At 37.6% G+C, this 15,735-nt stretch carries 17 protein-coding genes; 6 read left to right on the forward strand and 11 right to left on the reverse strand.

Annotated features, from left to right (window positions below; all coding sequences use genetic code 11):
- Nucleotides 1-419: 419 nt before the first annotated feature.
- Together AAV98_RS15160 and AAV98_RS15165 are read right to left on the reverse strand one after the other, a co-directional pair.
- Complete coding sequence (locus AAV98_RS15160; protein ID WP_060666393.1) at nucleotides 420-890, reverse strand: GNAT family N-acetyltransferase; 471 nt, start codon at nucleotides 888-890, stop codon at nucleotides 420-422.
- 28 nt (nucleotides 891-918) lie between these two features.
- A complete protein-coding gene (locus AAV98_RS15165) occupies nucleotides 919-1,098 on the reverse strand; it encodes a hypothetical protein (protein ID WP_060666394.1) in 180 nt (59 codons plus the stop codon).
- A gap of 170 nt (nucleotides 1,099-1,268) precedes the next feature.
- Here AAV98_RS15165 and AAV98_RS15170 point away from each other — a divergent pair, with 170 nt between their 5' ends.
- The 3 genes from AAV98_RS15170 (at nucleotide 1,269) to AAV98_RS15180 (ending at nucleotide 2,979) form a co-directional block, all read left to right on the forward strand.
- Nucleotides 1,269-1,892, forward strand: a complete 624-nt coding sequence (locus tag AAV98_RS15170) for an alpha/beta family hydrolase (protein WP_060666395.1) — start codon at nucleotides 1,269-1,271, stop codon at nucleotides 1,890-1,892.
- Between the two features lie 126 nt (nucleotides 1,893-2,018).
- Nucleotides 2,019-2,237 carry a helix-turn-helix transcriptional regulator gene (locus tag AAV98_RS15175; RefSeq protein WP_060666396.1) on the forward strand — a complete coding sequence of 73 codons (219 nt, stop codon included), beginning with the start codon at nucleotides 2,019-2,021 and terminating at the stop codon, nucleotides 2,235-2,237.
- On the forward strand, nucleotides 2,227-2,979 hold the full coding sequence (locus tag AAV98_RS15180) for a hypothetical protein (RefSeq protein ID WP_060666397.1): 753 nt from the start codon (nucleotides 2,227-2,229) through the stop codon (nucleotides 2,977-2,979). Before AAV98_RS15175 ends, AAV98_RS15180 begins: the two co-directional genes overlap by 11 nt.
- A gap of 20 nt (nucleotides 2,980-2,999) precedes the next feature.
- Here the strand turns inward: AAV98_RS15180 and AAV98_RS15185 are convergent, their stop codons facing one another.
- The 3 genes from AAV98_RS15185 to AAV98_RS20340 are packed head-to-tail and all read right to left on the reverse strand — an operon-like array spanning nucleotide 3,000 to nucleotide 4,413.
- A complete protein-coding gene (locus AAV98_RS15185) occupies nucleotides 3,000-3,689 on the reverse strand; it encodes a hypothetical protein (RefSeq protein ID WP_060666398.1) in 690 nt (229 codons plus the stop codon).
- 34 nt (nucleotides 3,690-3,723) lie between these two features.
- Nucleotides 3,724-4,116: a DUF2085 domain-containing protein gene (locus AAV98_RS15190; protein WP_060666399.1), complete on the reverse strand. Its 393-nt coding sequence runs from the start codon at nucleotides 4,114-4,116 to the stop codon at nucleotides 3,724-3,726.
- Between the two features lie 12 nt (nucleotides 4,117-4,128).
- A complete protein-coding gene (locus AAV98_RS20340; protein ID WP_156317804.1) occupies nucleotides 4,129-4,413 on the reverse strand; it encodes a hypothetical protein in 285 nt (94 codons plus the stop codon).
- A gap of 241 nt (nucleotides 4,414-4,654) precedes the next feature.
- Between AAV98_RS20340 and AAV98_RS15195 the strand changes: the two genes are divergently transcribed.
- The gene (locus AAV98_RS15195) at nucleotides 4,655-6,136 is read left to right on the forward strand and encodes an esterase/lipase family protein (RefSeq protein ID WP_060666400.1); all 1,482 of its coding nucleotides are present in this window, start codon (nucleotides 4,655-4,657) and stop codon (nucleotides 6,134-6,136) included.
- A gap of 44 nt (nucleotides 6,137-6,180) precedes the next feature.
- On the opposite strand, the gene AAV98_RS15200 is transcribed toward AAV98_RS15195, so the two are convergent.
- The gene (locus AAV98_RS15200) at nucleotides 6,181-6,645 is read right to left on the reverse strand and encodes a DUF4306 domain-containing protein (RefSeq protein WP_060666401.1); all 465 of its coding nucleotides are present in this window, start codon (nucleotides 6,643-6,645) and stop codon (nucleotides 6,181-6,183) included.
- Nucleotides 6,646-6,770: 125 nt separating this feature from the next.
- On the opposite strand from AAV98_RS15200, the gene AAV98_RS15205 reads away from it, so the two are divergent.
- A complete protein-coding gene (locus AAV98_RS15205; RefSeq protein ID WP_060666402.1) occupies nucleotides 6,771-7,490 on the forward strand; it encodes a DUF459 domain-containing protein in 720 nt (239 codons plus the stop codon).
- 43 nt (nucleotides 7,491-7,533) lie between these two features.
- Here AAV98_RS15205 and AAV98_RS15210 read toward each other — a convergent pair whose 3' ends face one another.
- From AAV98_RS15210 to AAV98_RS15230, 5 genes are all read right to left on the reverse strand, one after another.
- The gene (locus AAV98_RS15210) at nucleotides 7,534-8,295 is read right to left on the reverse strand and encodes a Nif3-like dinuclear metal center hexameric protein (RefSeq protein ID WP_060666403.1); all 762 of its coding nucleotides are present in this window, start codon (nucleotides 8,293-8,295) and stop codon (nucleotides 7,534-7,536) included.
- A 185-nt stretch (nucleotides 8,296-8,480) separates the two neighbouring features.
- Nucleotides 8,481-10,463 carry an FtsX-like permease family protein gene (locus AAV98_RS15215; protein WP_060666404.1) on the reverse strand — a complete coding sequence of 661 codons (1,983 nt, stop codon included), beginning with the start codon at nucleotides 10,461-10,463 and terminating at the stop codon, nucleotides 8,481-8,483.
- Nucleotides 10,453-11,220, reverse strand: coding sequence for an ABC transporter ATP-binding protein (locus AAV98_RS15220; RefSeq protein WP_197284308.1), 768 nt, complete (start codon nucleotides 11,218-11,220; stop codon nucleotides 10,453-10,455). Before AAV98_RS15220 ends, AAV98_RS15215 begins: the two co-directional genes overlap by 11 nt.
- A 106-nt stretch (nucleotides 11,221-11,326) precedes the next feature.
- On the reverse strand, nucleotides 11,327-12,328 hold the full coding sequence (locus AAV98_RS15225; protein ID WP_060666406.1) for a sensor histidine kinase: 1,002 nt from the start codon (nucleotides 12,326-12,328) through the stop codon (nucleotides 11,327-11,329).
- Complete coding sequence (locus tag AAV98_RS15230; RefSeq protein ID WP_060666407.1) at nucleotides 12,321-13,028, reverse strand: response regulator transcription factor; 708 nt, start codon at nucleotides 13,026-13,028, stop codon at nucleotides 12,321-12,323. The genes AAV98_RS15225 and AAV98_RS15230 overlap by 8 nt, the downstream gene beginning before the upstream one ends.
- Before the next feature lie 236 nt (nucleotides 13,029-13,264).
- Here AAV98_RS15230 and AAV98_RS15235 point away from each other — a divergent pair, with 236 nt between their 5' ends.
- A complete protein-coding gene (locus AAV98_RS15235) occupies nucleotides 13,265-15,196 on the forward strand; it encodes a S8 family serine peptidase (protein ID WP_060666408.1) in 1,932 nt (643 codons plus the stop codon).
- The last annotated feature ends 539 nt before the right edge of the window (nucleotides 15,197-15,735 follow it).

Genomic DNA, 15,735 nt, shown 5'->3' on the forward strand with positions numbered 1-15,735 from the left:
ACGGGCGGAGAGAACCGCTCTATTAGCCCAAACTGCGACAATTAACCGGGAGACGGGCGGAGAGAACCACTCTATTAGCCCAAACTGCTTTAGCTAACCGGGAGACGGGCGGAGAGAACCGCTCTATCAGCCCGAACTGCGACAATTAACTGATAAACGGTCGTACAAGAGGTAATAAAAGGAAGAAATTAACTTAAACAGCAATCATCCTAAGAAAAAGGTAAAATTCAATGAACCTAATATTACGAACAATACACCTTTTACAATTTACTGTCCAATACTCCCTATTTACAATCCAAACTACATCAAATACTGTCGGAAATTCAGAAATACAATCGAAGTAAGGTCACTTACTGTCCAAAAATCAGCAAATACATGCGAACCGACAAAAAGCGACATGTCCCCTTAGGCAGCTCCCGTTATAAGTCCTTTCCTCTTAAATCGATTTTCATAAAAACACAATTAGGATCCTCTACGTAATCAGCAAACGGCTTACAAAACTCAAATCCAAAACTTTTATATAATTTTTGTGCGGGATAAAAGGCATCCATTGATCCTGTTTCAAGATATAAATTCTGATACCCGCGTTCATTTGCCTTATCAATAATGGCTTGAAGAATCTGTCTTCCAATACCCTTTCTTAAGTGATTCGATGACGTACGCATAGATTTAACCTCACCGCTCATGGCATCCAATTCCTTCAAAGCTCCACATCCAATAACTTCTTCCCCTTCCCACACACTCCAAAAAGTAACATCCGGTTTTCTCAAGGCATCTAAGTCCAAATAATGGTTGCTTTCTGGTGGCGAGAGCAGATTTAAATTTCTCATATGCTCCTCAACGAAAGCAATGACAGTTGGGTGTGTAACATCATCAATTTTAATTTTCATTTTGTTTCTCCCCTTGTTTGTTTTCAACTTATCTCATTGAGTTGAATTTTTCTACTTCATTTTTAACTTTTTTTAATTGTACTACTATATAAATGTTAAAACACATAGAGGCAATAAGAAAAGTGTAAAGCATGATTTCCATCCCCATGCTACCGAAAAGAACGGAAAACAAAACTACTAATATTGCAAGAATAATTCCATTAAACATTATCAAGTCTCCTTTATTACCGTTAGCGTATTTTCGTCGTCTCCTTATATCAATTTTATTAACTTATTTTAGCATTAAATACCAATAACAACCTATATAAAAGGATTTTTTTACCTAATTTGCTATTATACATGATATAATTCTCTAAAACTTACATATGGGGTGAAACGATGATAGTAGAAAATCAGAAATCAGAAGTCAAAGTATTTCCTACTAATTTTTTGAAACAAAAAGAGACCTCTACAAAACTTGCCATCATATTACCAGGAGCAGGTTACACTTCTCAAGGACCATTGTTGCATTATTCCTCAGGACACTATTTCAATAAAGGGTATGATGTTCTTCAGGTCAATTATCGGTTTAGCGAAAAGGAACTTAACCCTTTTGATGCAAATGGATTTACTGCTAATGTTCTACTTACTTTAGAGGAAACCCTGAAACATAAAGACTATGACCAATGTGTAATGATAGGAAAATCAATTGGTACTATAGCATTGTCAAGCCTGATAGAACATCCAGCTTACAAACAAGCACATCTAATATGGCTCACTCCATTGCTACATAAAGATGAGGTATACCTAGCTATGTTACAGAATGAAAATAATGCCCTTTGTATCATTGGGGACAATGATTTCTGCTACCGGGAAGAGCGATTTGCAAACCTAAAGTCTAATCCAGCATTAAGAACACTTTTAATAAAAAACGGAGATCATAGTCTTGAGAATAAAGAGGATGTTTTGGGTTCCATCGATATGCTTAAAGAGGTAGTGAACAGCGTTATCCAATTTTCATAGTAAATCAATTACAGTACAAGATACCTCTTGTACTGTTTTTTAATGAAACACAGGTTAAGTATCATTGACAATATGTTAATAATACTTTACATTAAGTAAATAAAAGTTAACATAAAGGAGAACCATATGCTTTGTAATCGAGTGAAGGAGTTAAGGGCTCGTCATGGCTTTTCTCAATCTGAACTGGGTAGTTTAGTCGGGGTAACGAGGCAAACAATTGGTTTTATTGAAAAAGGGGAATTCTCACCGTCCATCGCTTTGTCGTTAAGGATTGCTAAGTATCTGAAGGTAACGGTGGATGAATTATTTTGGTTAGAAGGAGAGGATGAGGAATATGAAAAATGATTTACGGATTCAGCTGCCACTTTGGACAATCGCATTTTGCATTCTTTTGATGCCATTAACATTTAGCACTGTCCAGCTAATTGATCTAATGATACACAATTTTGATGCTTTTTTCGTGGTAAACGGATCAGAGACTTCTTTTAATTGGAATATAATGTCCATTCAATTATTCTTCGTGAGTACCTTGTTACTTATCTCTTTCTATATTGCATTTTATTATAGATATAGAAAACATAATCGGGAGAACCCTAGAGAAAGACTGTACTTTTTTATTTTTTACAAACCTGGTGAGATATTGGAAGATGATGAAATGCTTCAACAAGTATCAAAAAATGCCACGAAAAAGGTTTACATACTTTTTGCAAATGCACTTCCGTTACTTGCACTTTTGATGGTTATCCCCCTGCACCGTTCAGTATTTATAATGGCGATACTGCTTGTTATAGTCTTCCAGAACCTTCTTTTTTACAAAGAAATCAATCCATACTACTCTGGCAATTATAAATTTGGCAATAAAAATAAAAAGACAGATCTAGAATTCTCTAAAGTAAATAAAAGAGTGATTAAAGGGATTACATTTTTTAGTCTTATCATTATCGTTTTATCTTTTGGAAGGCTTGCTCAAATGCATTACCATTCGCAAAGCATTCCAACTCAGATGGAAGCTTGTATGGAAGAGGGAGGAACTGCTGTAATAGAAAAAACCAGCTTATGGAGCCTTATAAAGTTCACATGCAAATAGGCATTGCTACGCGCAATGCCTTATTTTCTCTCCAATATACTCTTTATTTGGTCTGTATACATCCTGCCCAAACTTTCTGAGGTGTAATGAAAATTCTCCATGCTTGATTCTTTAGTTATCCCCATCTCAATTAAACGGGCATCAAGTTTATTCAAAATAAAGCTTGGATGTTGATCTTCATCTTCATAACCGCCAGCTTCATCATTCAAATCTATTTTCTTTCCATCAGTGAGCTCGATCTTATAATAAAAATCCCCTTTATGGTGTGTGAAGGGAATGTAATACCTGGCACCACGGATACCAGCATCTATCTTGACCACATCATGAAAGTCATACTCCTTCCCTTGTGGATGTAGGAATGAATGGTCAATGATTTTCTGATCTGTTATTACTGTTACCGATGAGAAGATAATATAAAAACCAATAATATTAGTTATGATGAAGCTGATCCGCAACACTTTACGCTTTCTAGTAACCTTAGTTTTCTCCCTATGTTTTCTATAAAAAAAGTAAAGGAATATAAGGTATAAATAGAGAGCAATAATGATCATAAATCTGGAGGCAGGGTATTTAAATATCCATATTATATAATCCTCAGGTACAAAAGCCAAGTATTGAAGATAACCTATTAAGCTATAGAGGAAAAAACTTATAATTAGAACCACTACACAACCTAGTAAGTAAACGAAAGCTCGCCCTACTGTTTTCATGTTCATTTCTCCATTTCTAATAAACTGCCTATACTCAGGCCATAAAAAAATCTATAAGATTAGCAAAACCTTTAATCGCTCGCTGAAACTGAAAAGAACCTGCTACGATGATGCATGACATACCCATGCCACTGATTAACCCAGTAAAGGATCGAAGGAAATTGTTGCTCATTCTCAAGCCTCTTAGCTGTGAGTAACCATCCACAACCATCGGGATGTTCAGTAGTATACCGAATAGAACCAACTTGAAAAACGAAACTTCAGCCGCAAGCCATAGTAATGGAACCACAGCCAGGTAGCCTAGCAATATGGACATACATCTGTAGCACATAGGGAACTGCCTACCCCATATGACAAGTGAACGATCTTTTCTTTTATGACAGGGAAAAAAACGCAAAGTGATAACTGCATGAATATAATCATTCATCTTTCTTTACCCTTAATTAAATGGATTGCAGTCACAGTCTGTGCAATCCAACCCACTAGCTTTTCCTGAAGACCCTGGAAGTGGAATATCACAATAGTAACAATCACACCCTCCGTCACTTCGGTTTCGCTTTTTGCTTCTTTTCATATAGTAATGAATGCTCGCAAACAGTCCAATCACACTAATAACTAGAAAAATAATGCTTGCTATCAGCTCTGAAGTTGTACTGGCTGCGGCAATGCCATATATACTCCCTATTGAAGTTATACATAGTAATGCCCATAAAATAAAAATCATTTGCAACCCTCTTTTGTTGTAAGTTAATTTGTTGAATACGCCTATACTCCACTCCATAGTATTCTTTCAATATCCTAAAAACCCTGCTACTTTCTGTCGAATATGAATCTTTTTTCCTAGTAATATTATGACGATTCCAAGTCCTTCCGCTCATTTTGGTAAAACCTATTCTGAAAGCGTTCCCTTTTCCGATAGAATAGATGGGGAGATATCTCCTAATTTATTCAAAAGGAGTGTTGAAATGAGAAGGTTGGTGATTTTATTGTTAGTAGCATTGCTAGTTATACCAGTATCCGTGAATGCCGGATCGATAGGTGGCAAAGACAATCCTGATGGTGTGCCCGGTCAGTGGTACGTTGGTGATTCACCTAGTAACGTCGATCCAAACAAACCGGTTCTTGTATTTGTTCACGGAATTAACAGCTCTTCAAAGACTTGGTGGGAAAACAATAATATGTATCAAACAGCCTTGAATAACGGATATGAGACGGCGTTTATTGATGTTCATCCTGATAAAAACATGTGGGACAATGGGGCCATCGTCAATAGTCGAATCCGTGATATTTCCAATCATTTCAACCAAAAGAAGATCGTGATTGTTGCGCATAGCAAAGGCGGCATTGATGCACAAAACGCCCTTGTTCACTATGGAGCGCATCCTTATGTTTCTAATCTCATCACGCTATCCACCCCTCATTACGGTTCACAGCTTGCAGACCTCGCTTACAGTGGCTGGGCAAGCTGGCTTGCAAGTATTCTTGGAAGTAAAAATGATGCAACCTACTCACTTCAAACTGGTTATATGAATAGCTACCGTCCTCAAATGGATAATCATGCAAATAGAAACCGTAATAAAATCTATACTTTAGCAGGAACCAGCTGGGGCGGGTTCGGATCTGCTCTTTATTGGGGCGGATTATACTTAAGTTCTTATGGATCTAACGATGGTGCAGTTACCGTCAATAACTCCCGTTTAACCTATAGCACACAAGTCAGAGTAAGCAACTGGAATCATACCACAGTGCGTGAAGGTGGTACGTTCCAATACTTCCGTCCATACCTTACAACTACTCAAACTTCCGGTTTTGCACTTGCCGAGGCCGCTGCAACAGTCGAACCAATGGAACAGGAGCCAATCAACATAAGTGCACTTCATCGAGGCGGTCAGTTCCAGAATGAAGTGAAACAAACCTTTACAGTGGAGGAAAATGTACAAAAAATTGACCTAGATTGGCTGAGCGACAAGCAAACGAAAGATATGGAAGTTATTAGTCCGTCCGGAAAGGTATATACAAATTTTGCCCATTCCATCGATCAGGAAATTTTTAAAGGCGGACACCACCATACGTTCCAAATAACCTCACCTGAACAAGGACAGTGGACAGTAAAAGCGAAGAAGGATAAAGCTGCCTATTTATTGACCGTTGGCTTCCACACAGATCTTAATGAAGAGGTTGTATTGGAAGATGCCACATTTGAACTGAAAAATAAAGGGCAAAAAGTAAAAAATATGATTGTAGATGTGAAAATTAATAAAGATGGCAAGGTGAAAGCAGACTTCGGGATGAAGGTTGCCAATAAAGGTAAGGTAGACGTCGATTTTAAAGATGAAGGCGTCTACACCATTACGTTAGATGTAAAAGGAACCACCAAAAATGGCAATTCCTTTGAACGGACGATTGTAAAATCGGTTTATGTTGATAAGAACGGCAATAGGTATTGATATGAAGATAGTGCTCTTCCCCTTTTGGGAGGGCACTTTTCATTTCAGTCTAGTTGTACTTTTCTAAAATGATGGAAGGCCGCAGAACCTAATAGAAAGAACCCTACTACTAATAATGAAAGGATAAAGACCTTAGCACCAGAAGTCGGAGAACTCGAGATTACTCCTGCTCCAATGAGTAAGACTACACCCAAAACACTTACAAACAAATTTCGTTTTGTTGCTGACTTGAGCACATTAATTCCTAATGTGAAGACCATATAGATAAAGCTTACCATCATGATAACTGGAAAAATCGGCTTAAATTTAATAGAGTACACGAAATAGTCTAATTGAGATATAGTTTCTCGTTCCACCTCCCCCTCATGGATCCATGAAGTAAAAACTGCAGTGTGTTTCCATTCATACGAGTTATCTACCAACTCGCTCCCTTCATACCATGATGCAAAAGTGGCGATGAAGAAAAATAGAATAGCCAAGCCAAACGAAATTGTTCTTTTATAACTCACGACCTTCCCCCCTTTTTTAAATGTTCCTATACAAATAAACGAATCTGATAAGGAAAAAGTTCCAAACAAACTGTTTTAACATTTTTGTTATAGGGAACTACTACAACATTGAGGGAGGTTCACCTATGAAGAAAACTATTATCTATGCTTCCGCCTTAATTGTGGTTGCGCTTATCGGGGCGGGTTTTTATAGTGGCTATCAAGAAGAATCAAAAACAAATGTACTTGATCATTCACCAAAAACTATGGTCACACTGGGTGACTCTTTAACATATGGAGTCGGTGACAAGTCCGGTGAAGGATATGTGGATAATTTAGAGAAGCTAATCCAAGAAGAAAAAGAAGCAAACGTTAAAGTGAAAAACTATGGTATCCCTGGACAAGAATCAGATGGTGTTGTAAAGCAAGTGAAGCTTACTAACATTCAAAGGGATATTCGCAACGCTGATTATATCATTCTCTTTATTGGCACCAATGATTTAATTCAAAGCAATGGTGGTGACTTAAAAGGAATGAATGAAAAAAAAATCAAAAAAGGCGCTGTAGAATACGAGAAGAATGTTCAAGAAATTCTTAAGACAATTCGTCAAGAAAACAAAGATGTGCCGATATTATTTCTCGGGCTATACAATTCTTATCCAGATTCTGCTGCACATGAAAATATCATTGTTGAATGGAATGATAATAGCCAAAAGATGATCGATGATTATAAACAAATAAAATTTATTTCCACCAATGATCTCTTCAAGGAAAAGTCAAAGGAGTATTTCAGTGATTCCTTGCATCCTAATGAAAAGGGATATGATTTGATTACTAACAAGATTATTGATGAATATGACTTTTAACAGTGAAAACGCTCTGATTTGAGCGTTTTTCATGAAGAAGTTCTTATGAATGATTTAACTCAAAATGCTTTTCCTCTAATTTAATTAAGGAAATATTTCTAGCTAATTCTTGTATCTTTAATCCCAAACTCTCCACACCAAATATCTCCGTAAAGGTATGGCTTCCAACAAGTAGATTTACACCTAAAAAATTAGCATATTGAATGGTATATAAACTTGCCTCTCCAGTTATGTATGTATCGCACCCTTGTTCCAAGGCAAATTTAATTTGATCAGTTGAATGTCCTGCTCCAGTCAATACACCTACTTTCTTTATCTTGTTCTCATGGTTTTTCCACGCTCTTACAGGCTCGTCCAGTTCCGTTCTCATTATTTCTACAAGTTGTTCGAAACTTTTAGCTTCGTTAAACTCACCTATACCAGGTATACTAGAATGCTTGTACTCGGAAAAACGTATGATATTTTCAATACCAATTTTATTTATTAATGAAGTACACGTACCGAACTCAATGTAGTCTAGTGGACCATGTATCCAGAAATGACTGATGTTATAATCTTCTAACCTCTGAATACATTCATCTTTCAATCCATAGATAAAATCCCATGCATCATGGTGGGTTATGATTAAGTCTACCTTTGCGGCTTTTGCCTGTTCAATCACTTCAACTGAAAGGTTGGTTGAAAATCCAATCGTCTTAATTGAGTTATTGGAAGTATTGGTAAACCCGAAATCGTCTTCGAATTCTTCTAATAATTCTCTAGGAAAAAGCTCATTGATAATGGCGTTAAATTTTGTGATATCCATAATTCCCTCCCAGAAGTTCGCATACTTAATCTTTTACTTGTACCAATTATTTCAAATCAAAGTTATTAACTCAATACTTATTTCCCAATTAAGTCCAAACAAGTCAAATAGATTGCTTGTATAAATTACTCCCTATCCAATAACAAAACAGGCTTAATTCGTTATAGAATTAACCCTGCCATTGCTTATATATCTAACTCACGTAACATCTTTTTCCTCGAATAAAAGTAATACACCATCTGTATTAATAAGTAAACTCCTGAAATGCTGGCAAAATGAACAAGAAATTGTGGATTCTCCATGATTCCACTAACATCCTGTGCAAAGGAAATAACATAAACAAATGCCAAGCTACAACCTAATAGCGGTGCAAAGAAGAATAGCACACTCATTTCCATTGAAACAAGTTTCTTAATTTCTACTTTAGTTATCCCAATTTTAAATAGCTTTCTATACTTGACCTTCTCCTCTTCCGTGTTTGAGAAAATGTTAAGGTATAATAGGATGAAGGCCCCAAAGAAGAAAAGGATGCTGATGAAGGTGGTGACAAAGAACATAGTTCTCGACGAGCTTCTAATGTGATTATAATCTACCACTTTGGATATAGGCTTTAGTATCTGTTTTGTTTCTTCCACATCATAAACCTCTCGTACACTTTTCAAAGGCGGGGTTGATTTGTTGATTTCCTTCAACCTGTTTTCCAAGTCCTCTGAAATTGCTTCAGTTAGTTTCCAGTCGGCAAAGTTTAAAAGATTCATCTTAACTTTATCACCAATAAGATCCTTGCTTAACTGTTGAAACACCGTATCATTTATTACCAAAATAGAATAAGGTGTATATCGATGAAGGTTTAATTGCTTATCAATAATAGTTTTTTTAAGTGAATATTTAAACCGGTCCTCTCCATCTTTAATTTCAAGACCGTTATCATATATACTATCCCCGGAAGTAGCTTTTGGATCCATATTAATCCAATCAATAAACTGCTCCTTATTGAGCGTTTCATTGGTTCCCATAATCTTATTAAAATCAGAAACTTGCATAAAGGTATGGTTGTAATAAGCATCATCCATGTAGGGATCATCCTGATAGTAAATGTACATTTCCACCATGTCATGTTTTTTGACCGGGTTTTCAGGTTCATTCACTATTTCGTACAATTCTTCTTTGGAGAGTTTATTTTTTGTTTCCGTTTCCACATATGCTATATCATATGGATGATTATCCATCACCTGCTGCTCTCCCATGGAGCTGATAATTAATATGGTCGTGCTAAAAAAGATAGTAACCATGCTCATAATTGTCACAAGAAGCATGATGGCTGTTAGTTGTTTGAATTTATATTCCAAACTACTTAAAGTTAAGAGCTCACTGTAATAATAAGGTTTATGCTTCCTTGCTAACTTCATTAAGAAACTCATTCCTTGAGATAGTGCTACATAAAGACCCATTAGTATGCCTAAGGTACTCATGAGAAGGTAACCACCGGCACCTTGCGACATGGATGGCATGGAAAAAGTACAGTAAAGCAACACAGCACTTCCGCTCACCATGAGTATTCCCAGCAAACCGAATACAGGACTCCGATGCTTGATTGTGTCTGCCACTCGATCGCTTTTCATAGATTGGGATAATGTCCTTGTAAGTGTCAGATAGAGAGTGATAAGGACAGAAAAAAGAAATATACAAAGGTAGGCAAAGATTGAATAAAAAAACATTTCTACAGAAAGATTAAATGGGATCTCCCCTAACCCGGCTATGTTTATAAAAAGCAGGAATAGTAACCGAGAAAACACCATCCCAGATACAATTCCAGTAACAATGGAAGCAACGGCAATCAAAGCATTTTCCATTAACAGTAGTCTGGTTATATCCCACTTTGACATCCCTAGTGTCATCAGAAGGCCAAACTCTTTCTTTCGTCTCCTGGTAAAAATACGATGGGCATACGTGATGAAAAATACTGTAAATACTACAAGGCCAACACCTGGTATTATAAGTACATCGCCTATACTCTCGCTTTCCTTAACCTTCTCAATCGCTTGATTAAAATAAATCGTGGAATACATAAAAAAGAACAACACCGCAAAGCTGTTACACAGATAATAAAATAAGTATTTGCCCCTATTTCCCTTTGCCATTTTCCAAACCAATTGATTAAATGTCATGGCTCCTCCCTCCCAAGACGGCAAGATTGTCCATTATTTGGTTTAAAAATTCTTTTCTGTTCCCTTTTCTTACTATATAGGAATCTATTTTTCCGTCTTTAATAAAGACAACCTTGCGGCAATAGCTTGCAGCGAATACATCATGCGTTACCACCACTACTGTCGTATTTAGCTCAGCAACAATTTTTTCAAAGCACTCCATAATAACCGTGGAAGATTTGGAATCCAAATTACCGGTGGGTTCGTCTGCGAAAATAATGGTTGGATCATTCACTAATGCACGGCTGACTGCAGTCCTTTGCTGCTGCCCACCTGAAATAGTAAAGGGATATTTGTTTAGAATCTCTTTAATGCCAAACAGCTCAGACAATCCCTTAACCTTTTCCTCCATTTCCCCTACTGATTTCTTTTCCAACACCATCGGCACAAGCATGTTTTCCTTTACTGTCAGACTATCTAGCAAATTGAATTCTTGGAAAACAAAGCCGAGTTGTTTTCTTCTGAAAAGGGCTAACTCCCCCTCATTCATTTCACCAAGTTCTTTTCCTGCAATATGTACCTCTCCGGATGTAGGGGTGTCAATTCCACTCATCATATGAAGCAATGTTGTTTTCCCGCTTCCGGACGGCCCCATGATGGCGATGAATTCCCCTTTTTTTATAGTAAGATTGACGCCATCAACGGCAGTTGTTGCTCCTTCCGCACCGGCATCCCCATATATTTTAACTAATTTACTGGCTTCTAAAATTGTTTCCACTATAAAAAATCCTCCTCAAGTAAATTGGGATGTAAGCTAATACCATCTATATCTTAATTTTAATGAGTAGCCGATACATCTGCCTTAGAACAATATGAAAAATACCTTACACTTTTGTAAGGTATCGAATCGTTACGGTTGTTCCTTTTGACACTTCAGATTCTATTGTAAGTCGGTGGTTCAGCCGGTCTGCTATTCTTTTGCAAAGGTAAAGCCCTATACCCGATGAGTTCTGATATTCCCGTCCGTTTTCCCCTGTGAAAAATGCTTCAAACACCCTTTCCAAATCGTATGGAGGGATCCCAACCCCTTCATCTTTAATAGAAAGAAGGGTAACCTCTTCTTCTTGTTTTACATAAAATATTATCTTTTTACTTCCTTCTTCTCCACCAGAATATTTAATGGCATTGGAAATGATTTGATCAAGCATGGCTTCGTTCCATTTTTGATCGGTAATAATGAAAGCAGCTTCTTTCTTACTATCCAGAACTGGGAAAGCAGATTGATAGATAAACTCACTTTTTCGGTTATTGATCAACTTTCGCAATGATGAGAGAAGGTCAGTAGATTTTATGTCCAAATCATTCTCAAAGCTGTCCATTCGAATCATGGTCAATCCTTGTTCAATGGCTGAATGTAGTCGTTTATTTTCATGGTGTAACTTTTGGAAGACTTCTCGTTCCCCTTGTAACTTCTTCTCATTCTGTATAATTAAATCCATGACTGATACTGGAGTTTTGAGGTGGTGCATCCAGTGGGATAAGAAATACAACCTTTCTTTATTTTTTTCGTTCTGTTCATTTTTAACCCTGGAATGTTCATGAGATAGTTTCTTAATCCACTTATAAAATGCCCTTTGTTCTTCTGTGTATATATTGAATTCAGCTTGCTGATACTCTATCGCTCTATTTACCTGGTAATAGCAATATCCGTCAATGAGGAGGTAAACAAGCAGAAGAAAAAAACCTATGGATAAAGGATATAGTATCTCCGTATTGGCAGACTCACTCAGGTGAAAAAAACTGATGACAGAACCCATATTAAATAGATAGAACGAAATGAGTAGACCCCTATCTTTAAGAAACCTTTTTAGTATTCTCTTACTCATTTTTTTTGCCTATTTGGGACGACACATTCAGGATATAGCCCACGCCTCTTTTACTTGCAATGACATTGGGTAGTCCAATAGATGATAGTTTTTGTTTGATTCGCGTCATATTAACTGTCAACGTATTATCATCAACAAAAGTTAACGAGTCCCACACAGCTTCTATCAGTGTTTCTCTAGAAATATAGGTATTGCGCTGTTCTATTAATTTTTTCAACAATATGTATTCATTTTTACTCAACTCTTGTTTATTCCCTTCATAATGAACTGCAAGCGTTTGACTATCCAGTTTCAAGCCAGCTATAGTTAATTCACCTGTATCTGTTACTGCGTATTCTCCGTACACCCGTCTTATCGTCGCCTTTACTTTTGTATATAGTAATTCGAATGTAAATGGCTTAGTTATGTAGTCATCCGCTCCTAGTTCCATCGCCAAAATTTGGTCCATCTCGGTACTTCTTGCAGAAATGATGATAATAGGGACAGTCGATTCCTGACGGATGCTTCTGCATAAAAAATAGCCGTCATAATATGGTAGATTTATATCTAATAAAACCAGGTCAGGCTGAACTTCGGTGAAACTCTCCATAATATGCTGGAGGTCTATAGGCTTATGTATATTGTAGCCATACCTCTCCAGATGGCTTCCTATAAGCTCACTTAATTGCCTATCGTCTTCAATAAGCATGATCTTATGCATATTTCAAAATCCCCTTTTATTTTGATGTAACTGTTTTATGTATATTTTACCATATAGGTGCTTGAGGCTCTTATTTAACTTATGATAGTAAATCTACAAATCTTTTCCATTGGGAAACTAGATGTTTTTTTCTGCTATTATATCAGTCTTTTGTTCTGAATTTTCCCAATATTAATTCTTCCTTTATTGTGTTAAATTATTCTTGTGTTACCAATTGAGAGGAGATGAGCATTAGGATGAAGAAAAAGGGTCAATCGAAGAAAGTGTTTTTATCCGTTTTATCAGCTGCAACCATTCTATCAACTGTTGCACTAAGCAGTCCATCAACTGGGGGAGCAAGCAACTTTGAACTAGATTTCAAAGGAGTTAGCCAGATTACAGAGAAGCAAGCAGTTTCTAAAAACGGAAAGATTGGTGAAGCTTCTTTTCTAGCAGATACAGAAAATGTGAAAATTCCAAAAGGCTTGCAAAAGAAGTTAAAGGAAGTCCCAAAAGACAATAGCCTTTACATTGTGCAGTTTGATGGTCCTATTTTAGAAGAAACGAAAAAAGAACTGGAGTCTACTGGTGCAACTATTGTAGATTACATACCAGACTATGCATACATTGTGGAATACAAAGGGGATGTTGTAAAAGCGACTAACGGCATTGCTCATCTAGAGTCAGTAGAGCCGTACTTGCCTCTTTATAAGATTGACCCACTGTTGTTTACTAAAGGTGCCTCTGCTTTAGTAAAGGCTATCGCACTTGACGCTAAACAAAACAATAAAGAAATGAACTTCAAAGGTATTGGGGATGTTATCGAATATGCTACAAACAATAACGTACTCTATATTTCCCCAAGACCTGAATACACCGTGTTGAATGATGTCGCGAGAGGGATTGTTAAAGCGGATGTTGCCCAGAGCAGCTATGGTTTATATGGGCAAGGTCAAACAGTTGCCGTTGCAGATACAGGACTTGATACTGGCCGTAACGACAGCTCCATGCACGAAGCTTTCCGCGGTAAAATAACTGCATTATATGCCCTAGGAAGAACAAATAATTCCAACGATACTAATGGTCACGGTACTCACGTAGCGGGATCTGTTCTTGGAAATGGGACAAGCAATAAAGGAATGGCACCACAAGCGAACTTAGTATTTCAATCTATTATGGATAGCAGCGGCGGATTGGGAGGCCTTCCAGCTAACCTGAGTACATTGTTCAGCCAAGCGTACAGTGCTGGAGCAAGGATTCATACGAACTCATGGGGTGCTGCCGTAAACGGTGCTTACACGACCGATTCTAGAAACGTGGATGATTATGTTCGTAATAATGATATGGCGGTTCTTTTCGCAGCTGGGAATGAAGGGCCAGGCAGCAGTACTATTAATGCACCAGGTACCGCGAAAAACGCCATTACTGTCGGAGCAACAGAAAACTTGCGTCCAAGCTTTGGATCTTATGCGGACAATATCAATCATGTTGCACAGTTCTCCTCTCGTGGTCCAACTCGTGATGGTCGTATCAAGCCAGACGTAATGGCACCGGGAACATATATTTTATCAGCACGTTCTTCCCTTGCTCCGGATTCTTCTTTCTGGGCAAATCATGACAGCAAATATGCGTACATGGGCGGAACTTCCATGGCAACACCAATTGTTGCCGGAAACGTAGCACAATTACGAGAGCATTTTATCAAAAACAGAGGCATCACACCTAAGCCATCCCTATTGAAGGCAGCTTTGATTGCTGGTGCAACGGATGTGGGTCTTGGCTTCCCGAACAACAACCAAGGTTGGGGACGTGTAACATTAGATAAGTCTTTAAACACAACATTTGTGAACGAGACAACCTCTCTGTCCACAAGCCAAAAGGCAACTTATTCCTTTACAGCAACTGCAGGTAAGCCACTTAAAATTTCTCTAGTTTGGTCCGATGCTCCTGCAAGCACATCCGCTTCTATCACGCTGGTGAATGACCTTGACTTGGTAATCACTGCTCCAAATGGAACGCAGTATGTCGGAAACGACTTTACGGCTCCTTACAATAACAATTGGGACGGCCGTAATAACGTAGAGAATGTGTTTATTAATGCACCACAAAGTGGGACATATACGATTGAGATTCAGGCATATAATGTTCCTCAAGGTCCACAAGCGTTTTCATTGGCGATTGTAAACTAAATTTGATTTTTGGATAGACCACTGTGATCGAGAGTTTGAGGACTTTCGGTCGCGGTGGTTTTTTGGTTTCTTCAGGTTAGGTTGCGTTGACTGAATGATGTGGATGCTGTTTGAATTGGGTTGGATTGTTCCAATGTGCCATGAAAGTGTCCCCTATTACAGGCGTATAAGCTCAATCATGGTAAATGTCCGAAGTTTTTGTGAAGTTGACCGAATATTTCGCATTCTTGACCGAAGTTTCTCCAAAGTTGACCGAAGTTTTTGAATTTTTGTCCGAACCAAAAATCTAAATGTCCAAACTTCGCTTAAAAGTGACCGAACACCGCCAGTACATGTCCGAACCCACCACTATTTCATCGTTGAAATGTCCGAACAGCTCTGTTATTTGACCGAACCATTTTGAAACACATGAAAAAGCACGTTTTTGAACACTATTCGGTATCTTTTTTCCAATTTTTCTATCCAAATCACCATCAAATAATTTAAAAACACCCAGAAGCAGAACGACTCTCATTAATAGAGTCGCTACTCCCAGATAC

Source organism: Bacillus sp. CHD6a, from assembly GCF_001293645.1.
In the GTDB taxonomy this organism is placed as follows: domain Bacteria; phylum Bacillota; class Bacilli; order Bacillales; family Bacillaceae_I; genus Sutcliffiella_A.